The 8,848-nt window shown below is 39.0% G+C and carries 6 protein-coding genes and 1 tRNA gene; 1 reads left to right on the top strand and 6 read right to left on the bottom strand.

Translation table 11 applies throughout. From position 1 onward, the window contains the following. Positions 1–449: 449 nt before the first annotated feature. The 6 genes from CLV48_RS17525 to CLV48_RS17500 form a co-directional block, all read right to left on the bottom strand. Positions 450–1,469, bottom strand: coding sequence for a PorP/SprF family type IX secretion system membrane protein (locus CLV48_RS17525; protein WP_106568590.1), 1,020 nt, complete (start codon positions 1,467–1,469; stop codon positions 450–452). Next, positions 1,466–3,769 carry a PKD domain-containing protein gene (locus CLV48_RS17520; protein WP_245889600.1) on the bottom strand — a complete coding sequence of 768 codons (2,304 nt, stop codon included), beginning with the start codon at positions 3,767–3,769 and terminating at the stop codon, positions 1,466–1,468. The genes CLV48_RS17525 and CLV48_RS17520 overlap by 4 nt, the downstream gene beginning before the upstream one ends. Positions 3,770–3,914: 145 nt before the next feature. Further along, positions 3,915–5,186 (bottom strand): adenylosuccinate synthase, encoded by a 1,272-nt coding sequence (locus CLV48_RS17515; protein WP_106568588.1) that lies wholly within the window; start codon positions 5,184–5,186, stop codon positions 3,915–3,917. A gap of 232 nt (positions 5,187–5,418) precedes the next feature. Beyond that, entirely contained in the window at positions 5,419–5,772 is a 354-nt protein-coding gene (locus CLV48_RS17510; protein WP_106568587.1) for an STAS domain-containing protein, read from the bottom strand. After that, positions 5,769–6,236, bottom strand: a complete 468-nt coding sequence (locus tag CLV48_RS17505) for a Fur family transcriptional regulator (RefSeq protein WP_106568586.1) — start codon at positions 6,234–6,236, stop codon at positions 5,769–5,771. The genes CLV48_RS17510 and CLV48_RS17505 overlap by 4 nt, the downstream gene beginning before the upstream one ends. Before the next feature lie 125 nt (positions 6,237–6,361). Beyond that, positions 6,362–8,584, bottom strand: coding sequence for a RelA/SpoT family protein (locus tag CLV48_RS17500; RefSeq protein WP_106568585.1), 2,223 nt, complete (start codon positions 8,582–8,584; stop codon positions 6,362–6,364). A 134-nt stretch (positions 8,585–8,718) separates the two neighbouring features. On the opposite strand from CLV48_RS17500, the gene CLV48_RS17495 reads away from it, so the two are divergent. Continuing rightward, a tRNA-Leu gene (locus CLV48_RS17495) sits at positions 8,719–8,800 on the top strand. Positions 8,801–8,848: the final 48 nt, after the last annotated feature.

The raw sequence follows: 8,848 nt of genomic DNA, 5'->3' as shown, positions 1-8,848 counted from the left end.
CAAACTCTCCATTGTAAAGTTTTTTCCGGATCCGCCTTTACGGCAGATCCATTATTTCCGGACTTCAGGGAGTAAAAACATTCGTCTTTACCTGTTATTGTGTCGTTTCGTATTCCAGTATCCCAAAGAACTTATCCGTAACCTTAAGGTACGGCTCGTCAGCTAAAGCGCCGATCTATTTAACACCTGTTCCGTTTAACAGGAGTGCAAAGGTAATTCAAAATTTTATTTTACAAAACCAGAAATTAAATTTTTTTATTCTTTTTTCTAAGTCTTCAGTAAATCAATGCAGAATGTATTTTGGGTGATTTGTTCTGCCTCCCGTCGTTTGGGAATGCAAAGGTGCAACTCTTTTTCTCAATTACAAAAGCACCAACAGAAATAATTTCACAATTCAAAAAAGACAGCTGATTATCAGCAGAAAAAAATTTAAACTTCAAATTCCCGACTCAAAATTTAAAGGAGGGTAGGCCTTTTCGATTCCTGGGACCCCAAAGCTGTTGGATAAAATCATATCTGACCGAAACTTCATGAGCCCCTCCTGAATTCCTCCATCCTAATGCGGATAAGGTAAAATCATAACTGTAACCGACCTGAACCCCATTCTCAAATAAAAAACCCAACATTACGATTAAAGCTTCATTGTTAGGTAGCCCGATTCTTGTGGGGAGCCCCCGGTACCATACGCCTAGGATTACAGGATCAAAAAACAGTTCCGCGCCCAAGTCCAATTGGTCAAACAATCCCTGCCTTTTATAATTAAATGCAAAAGCGAGTGTCCTCTCCTGCCTTGTATTATTCAAAAAATCATTGATAACACCCCTTGGAAGATCAAATTTAACCCCACCATGCATGCTGACCCGAATCTCTAAAGGATCGAAATCTCCTTCTATATAAGAAATGTTTGGCTGGGTTAAGTGATGCCCTGAAACTCCAAACCAAACTTTATCATTATAAAACAACAAACCCGAATGCACATCTAAAAAGGTCCTTGTCCTATCCTCTGGAAAACCATTAACTGAACCAGGAAGCACCACTCCCCTATCTATATCCAGCTGTGCACTCAGTACCACCTCATCGAATGCAGCCGAGCGGGTAGCATAACTACCTTGAGCGCCCATATGCAAAAAGGACCCATTTCCAATTTTCAGTCTATAGGAATATGCTAAACCCACTTCATTATTTGCAAGGTTATTAAGCGTTTGATAACTTCCATTGATTATTAAACCTATCCCTGAATTCTTATTATTAACAAAATGGTCAAAATAAGCGGAGTAAGCTATAAAAGTCTGATCTAAACCAGGCCACTGGTTTCTAAAATTAATGCCAAACCTACTAACCTCTGCGCTGCCGGCAAAGGCTGGATTCAAAAAAAGTGGAGAAGCATAAAATTGTGAAAATTGAATATCCTGCCCATACCCGGACTTTATAAGAAGTGAAATAAATATGACAGCTAATAGCTTTCTCACCTTATCAAAGTTAATCTTCCACTCTCTTCAATAACCTCTCCTTCAATACTACTCATTTTAATCCTGTACGCATAGTTTCCTGCCGGGGCCAGTTCGCCATTGATTTTACCATCCCAACCCAAAGTACTAACACCTTCAGATTTAAAAACCAAATTACCCCAGAGATTGAAAATGTATATTTCCATAGCAATAATTCCCTTGGTTTTGGGTCTAAAAAAATTATTCTCTTGTAATGTTGGCGTAAATCCAGTGGGAATCATCACCCTATAAGATAATTTAAGAGGCAATTCAATAATTATTGACTCTGTGCAGCCCAAGCTATTGGCAATAGTCAATTTGACTTGAAAAACACCTTTCCTCCCAAAGGTATGGACAGGATTCTGCTCCGTGCTTTTAGCTCCATCTCCAAAATCCCATTCCCATGAAACAGCATTGCCTTTAGATAAATCCTCAAATCTTATAGGATCATCTATGAATATTCCGCCTTCTTCTTCGCTTTTGACACCTGTACTATCGACGCCGTAATCGAAATCAGGAATCAAAGGAATGGTACTGATGATCAATTCAAAGGGAATGGCTGAAGACCAACATTCCAAATCTTTGTGTTTTACCCTTAAGAGATATTTGCCTGAAATCTGGACATCAGACATTTCCTCATTCCCAAAAAATATCCCCAAAGGTGATTCCAACTCATAATCATAAATGGAAGGATCGTAATTTGGAATATAGTCCCGAATATCCAAACCAACACCAAGCTCACATCCAACAATTCTATCTTCGATCTCTATGACAGGAAATGGAGGATTAATAATTTCAAAATATGCTGAAGCTGCTGGACAGTTTTTGGAATTATAGGCGATTACTTGGTACCTCCCTGGTGCTACTCCCATCCATTCAGGAACATTCGAATTGGGTAAAAGTTGGTCATTGAGATACCACTCATAAGCAAAATAGTCTTCATCCCCATCTGCTCTCAAAAGGACTCCTTCGCCTTCACATTTCCTTACCTGATCTACATTGCTTAGCATTCCCTCTGCCACTAGGCTTACTGGATCAGGGGATTCTTGTATCAAAAGGCTAATGTATTTTCCTTTTGAAGTTTTTCCGTAATTATCCGTTACAGTAAAGTAAACTTTAACTGTATCATCTATGAAATCAGGATTGGGAAAAAATGTAAATTTCCCTCCAACATCCGCAGCTCTAAAAACCCCTTGAGGCAATTCCAGCACCCTATTTTCCGGTCTGCACTTTGCTCTTGAACACACATCGCTGTCTTCTTCCTCAATCGCTTCTAAAGAAGGATAAAACTGCAAACAGGCAATCTCGGAATTTTCATTGAACAGTTCGACTTCGTTCAGGGTGATTTCAAAAGTATTTTCCTGAGAAGCACAGGAAGCTTTGTCATCGATATTTTTAGCCAATGGCTCCTCCAATCCATCCAAATCAAATACTTCCACTGTTAGATTATCGATCTCATGTATATTGGTAAAACCACCTGTGGAAGCGGCAAACCCGACTTTAAGGTTTTTTGGGGCCTCAAAATAATATGGCCGGTCAAAAATAGTCAACATCTGCGCTTGGCCAGGACTAAAGGTCACCAACATCCTAACGGTCAAAAAATATCCTCCATCAAGAGGATTGGGTTCTAATTCAATGAACACTTTCCTATACCCAGGGACATTTGGGTCAGTTACTCGAGTGGTATTCAATCCTCCCGAGCTGATAGTAAACTGGTTGTCCGGCCGCATACCATCATTGCCTGATTCCATTGTCCTTCTTCCTACCACAAAGGGATAACCTGTCAAGCCGTTACCTGGGCCTCTGACCACTACAGTATTTGGAACCAAGCCAGTACCTACCCCAAAAAAGCCACCGGTTTTCCCCTCAGATGAATTCCCGAAATTCCCAAATGAATCAAATCCAATTCCCAAATAGCCTCTGGAAAGGCCTGACTGATTATTTCTTTGGGCGTAACCAAGCGAACCACCAAATCCCCCTGGAGTAAAATTTGGAGTTTCAGCATCAAATAAAAAAAAAGACAATCCATCCGCCCCACTTCCACCATATATATAATATTCAAATGACGCCTTGAGACCATAGGCAGAAGGAAAGGGAATATCAATATAAACATATCCATTTTGATCTACTCCTGCGTCCGTTAACCTGATCACACCATCCAACAACCTTGCAGTTCCACCAAAAGCCGTATTGCTTTGGACATTGCCTCCATCAAATGTTTCACAATAAGGAAATCCTAGTTGAGAATAGGACGAAAATGAAATAACTGAAAACAAAAACATCAGAAAGTATTTTTGAAAAAATATTACCCATTCAAATAATTTCAGTTTTGTTATCATCAGTTAAGAAAATCCTTGAAGTCTGAAATTACAGATTATCCTAAAAAATAAAAAGGCTTACCATTTAAGTAAGCCTTCTCTATTTGCTTTATCTCATAATAGTCTGTTTCCTGTCCGGCCCTACTGAAACCATCTTAATCGGAACTTCTAATTCATCTTCCAGCAACTTTACATAATCTTTTAATTCCTTTGGAAACTGCTCATAGCTTGCCACTTCCGAAAGAGAGGTATGCCATCCCGGAACAGTTTTATAAACCGGTTTAACATTATCTGTATTAAGTTCATATGTTAACCTATCTACCCTACTTCCATCCGGTAATTCGTAATGTGTACAGATATTAATTTTTTCGAAAATATTCAAAACATCTGCCTTCATCATAAACAATTGAGTCACTCCATTGATCATAATGGAATATTTCAAAGCAGGAAGATCAATCCAACCACACCTCCTAGGCCTTCCTGTGGTTGACCCGAATTCATTCCCTTCTTTCCTCATTGCCTCACCTGTATTATCAAATAATTCGGTTGGGAAAGGTCCACTGCCTACCCTGGTGCAATATGCTTTAAATATCCCATAGACTTCTCCGATTTTGGACGGGGCAACCCCTAGACCAGTACATGCACCTGCCGCCATTGTATTTGAAGAGGTTACAAATGGATAACTCCCGAAATCAATATCCAATAAAGATCCTTGTGCACCTTCTGCCAACACCTTTCTACCGGCATTCAAGTGATCATTGACCTCATATTCGCTGTCTACCAAATTTAGGGTTCTGAAGAATTCCACAGCTTCAAAAAATGCTTGTTCTAATTCAGGCAGTTGTGCAAGATCAAATTCGTAGAAAGAAAGGATGGTCTTATGCTTTTCAACCAAAGCCTCATATTTTTCTTGAAAATCCTCGGCCAAAATATCCCCTACTCTCAAAGCCACTCTACCAATCTTGTCCTGGTAAGTTGGACCTATACCTTTCAGGGTTGAACCAATTTTTTTATCACCTTTAGACTTTTCATACGCCGCATCCAATAATTTATGGGTTGGGATAATAATGGTAGCTTTCTTGGAAACGAAGAGGTTCTTTTTGAATGCAATATTGAATTTGTGCAAGCCCTCGATCTCTTTCTTGAGGATCACAGGATCCAAAACCACCCCGTTGCCAATGATGTTCAGAATATTCTCTCTAAAAATCCCTGATGGAATCTGATGCAATACATGCTTGATTCCATCAAATTCGAGGGTATGCCCTGCGTTGGGACCTCCCTGAAACCGGGCTACTACATCATATTGGGGAGCCAGTACGTCTACTACCTTTCCTTTTCCTTCATCTCCCCATTGTAGGCCCAAAAGTATATCCATTTTCATTGTTTATGTTGATTTCGTATTTACTGAAATTTAAAGCGTGAAATTTGGAATAAGGTTAAATAATTGCAAGGAAAAGTCTTTATTTATTATGAGTCCGTATTAACTTCAGAAAAAGTAAAACATTTTTTACAACATTTATTGTCAACAACAATACAATGCCTAAATATAATACATTTAAAGAACAGGAGGTTAATATGCGGTCCTATCTCTAATTACCCATCAAAAAACTGATCTACTCTTGCTTACCTATCTTGGTATTTGCTTCCTCAATGGAGTCAAAAACAGTGAAAATGTTATTCAATTTGGTAATAATCAAAAGCTTTTTGACATGTTCTGATGGTGAAGTCAAATATACCTCTCCTCCAGCATTTCTCATCTTGGTCAACATTGTAATCAATAGGCCTATTCCACTTGAACTGATGTACCTGATTTGGCTTAAGTCAATGACAAAAAATTTAATATTTTCATTTACAGCGTCAGAAACAAATTCTACCAATTTTGGCCCGATTTCATCTCCTATCAGATCTCCTTTGACATGTAAAAAATAAGCTTTTTGTTCTTTTTCGATGTTATAGGTCAATTTCATACCAATGGTCTGTTTTCGCAATTTTCTTTTTTACAATTACCGTAAAGTATCAGGGAATGGTGCAATACTTGGAAATTTAAAATATCTCCAACGGTATTTTGGATATTCTGAATCCGTGGATCGCAAAACTCCAATACTTGATTGCAGTCTACGCAAATCAAGTGATCATGTTGTTTATAACCATAAGATTTTTCGAATTGGGCCAGATTTTGCCCAAACTGGTGTTTGGTAACTAAATCGCACTCAACCAAAAGGTCTAAGGTATTGTAAACAGTAGCTCTGCTCACCCTGTAGTTTTTATTTTTCATTGAGATATACAATGACTCCACATCAAAATGTCCCGTCCTGCCATAAATCTCCTCCAAAATCGCATACCTTTCAGGTGTCTTTCGCAACTTTTTATTCTCCAAGTAGGCTGTGAATATTTTTTTTACTTCCTCAAAAAGACTTTCGTTTAGGGCCATGCTCAGCTGATTTTTTGCAAATATAACGGATCTTATTTAGAAATGATTCAAATAAGACTCCTAAACTACCTCAATCAAGTGTTATTTCTTTGCCTTATAGGGCAGATTTGGTAAAACTTCCATTACTAATCAAATCTTGTAACTTTGATGACACCTTCTACCTTGCCAAGGTTAGACATCAGTTTTTCCAAATGTTGGGTACTATGCACATATAGTTTGATAGTTCCTTCAAAAATTCCGCTATCAGAATCCACTGTAATTGAACGCATATTTACTTTAAGCTCATTGGAAATCACCTTGGTCACATCATTGATCAATCCAACCCTGTCTGTTCCCACAATCCTCAATCCGGCAAGAAAAGCTATTTCCTGTTGACTGGTCCATCTGGCTTTAATTACCCGATTTCCATGATTAGAGAGCAATTCGAGGGCATTTGGACAGGAAGTTCTATGGATTTTGATACCTTCGTTGACCGTCACAAATCCGAAAACATCATCTCCTGGGATGGGATTACAGCATTTTGCCAGGATATAGTCTACTACATCCATATCTTCTCCGATCAGCAATTGATCATGGTCAGGACCTTTGATATTTTTTATTTCTTTAGTAAAAGAAGATTCATCTTTCACTTTGTCATTGGTAATCTTTCCACGCTGCTTTTTCTGCTCTTTGAAGTCTTTAAAGCTCTTAATGGAAGTGGGATCAATGATCCCTTTACCTACTTTATAATAAAATTCATTGGGTGTTTTTGTTTCGAAGTAAGCCCTAAGCTGTTCTACGATTTCAGAATTGAAATCCATCTTCATCTGCCGGAGTTTGCGCTGAACGATTTCTTTTCCATCCATCATGGTGGATTTTTTTTCTTCCTTCAGCGCATCTTTAATTTTGGCCTTGGCCCTGGAAGTGACTACTGTATTTAACCAGTCTTCAGTTGGCTTCTGTTTATTGGAAGTCAGAATCTCAACTTGGTCACCATTTTTCAACTTATGGTTGATGGGCACCAAGCGCTGATTGACTTTTGCTCCTATACATTTTGCACCGACTTCAGTATGGATTTCAAAAGCAAAATCCAGCGCAGTGGCACCGAATGGTAATACCTTCAGTTCTCCTTTAGGAGTAAAAACAAAGACTTCATCATGAAAAAGGTTCCCTCTAAAATCATCCATGAATTCAATAGCAGAGCCATCATTGGATTCAAGTAGGGATCTTACTTGGGTAATCCACTCATCCAAGCCGGATCCACTTCTTGTATTGGCAGCCTCAATTTCTTTGTATTTCCAATGCGCTGCATATCCCCGCTCTGCGATATCGTCCATTCTTACTGTGCGGATCTGTACTTCTACCCATTGACCGGTATTACTCATTACTGTAGTGTGTAGAGATTCATAACCATTTGCCCTTGGCGTACTGATCCAATCTCTGAGGCGATCTGGATTGGGTCTATAAAAATCAGTTACAATAGAATAAACCTGCCAGCAATCAGCCTTTTCCTCTTCCAGTTTACTGTTGATAATAATTCTCACCGCAAAAAGGTCAAAAACTTCTTCAAAAGGTATATTCTGTTTTTTCATCTTATTGTAGATGGAATAAACAGATTTGGGTCTCCCTTTGATAGTGAATTCAAAACCTTGGGTCTGGAGTTCTTCTTCTATGGGCTGGATAAACGACTTGATAAATTTATTCCTTGAAACTCTCGTTTCACTTATCCTATGGATGATATAATTGTAGGTTTCGGAATCGGTGTACTTTAAATAAAGGTCTTCAAGTTCTGATTTGATGGCATATAAACCTAATCTATGAGCCAATGGCGCATAGAGGTACATGGTCTCGGAGGCAATTTTCAATTGCTTATGTCGAGGCATACTTTCCAGAGTCCGCATGTTGTTCAGGCGATCTGCCAATTTAATGAGAATCACCCGCACATCATCAGAAAGTGTGAGTAACATCTTCCGAAAGTTCTCCGCCTGTTGGGATGATCCATATTCAAAAACTCCGGAAATTTTGGTAAGCCCATCAATTATCTGGGCTACCTTGGTACCGAATTCCCTTTCAATATCCTCCAGCTCCATGTCCGTATCTTCCACAACATCATGCAATAAAGCTGAAACGATACTGGTAGTTCCTAATCCGATTTCCTCTACACAGATCAAGGCCACTTCCAAAGGATGATAGATGTAAGGTTCTCCGGATTTCCGGCGCATCTCTTTGTGCGCCTCACTGGCCACATTAAATGCCTTTTTAATGATCTTGGCATCCCCTGGTTTCAACATGGGTTTTGCTGTACGGAGCACTTTTCTATACCGCTTTAGTATTTCTTTCCTCTCTTCCTCTAAATCTATTTGAATCATATATTATTGGGATAGCCAATTTCCAAATCAAAATTAATAGCTTATTCGAGAATTATTTATCCAAAATTGCAGGATTTTTTTTGATCAACTTTTGCAAGTTTAAATTTCATTATTACCTTTGTGCCCACAAATAAGCGGATGTGGCGAAATTGGTAGACGCACTAGACTTAGGATCTAGCGCCGCGAGGCATGGGGGTTCGAGTCCCTCCATCCGCACGCTTTCCAGCCCTCAATCACGTTTCAGTCTTCCAAAATGCCACGGCA

The organism is Cecembia rubra (genome assembly GCF_003014575.1).
Lineage (GTDB): Bacteria > Bacteroidota > Bacteroidia > Cytophagales > Cyclobacteriaceae > Cecembia_A > Cecembia_A rubra.
Note: the sequence above shows the minus strand (reverse complement) of the source record. Positions and strands in the feature narration are given on the sequence as shown.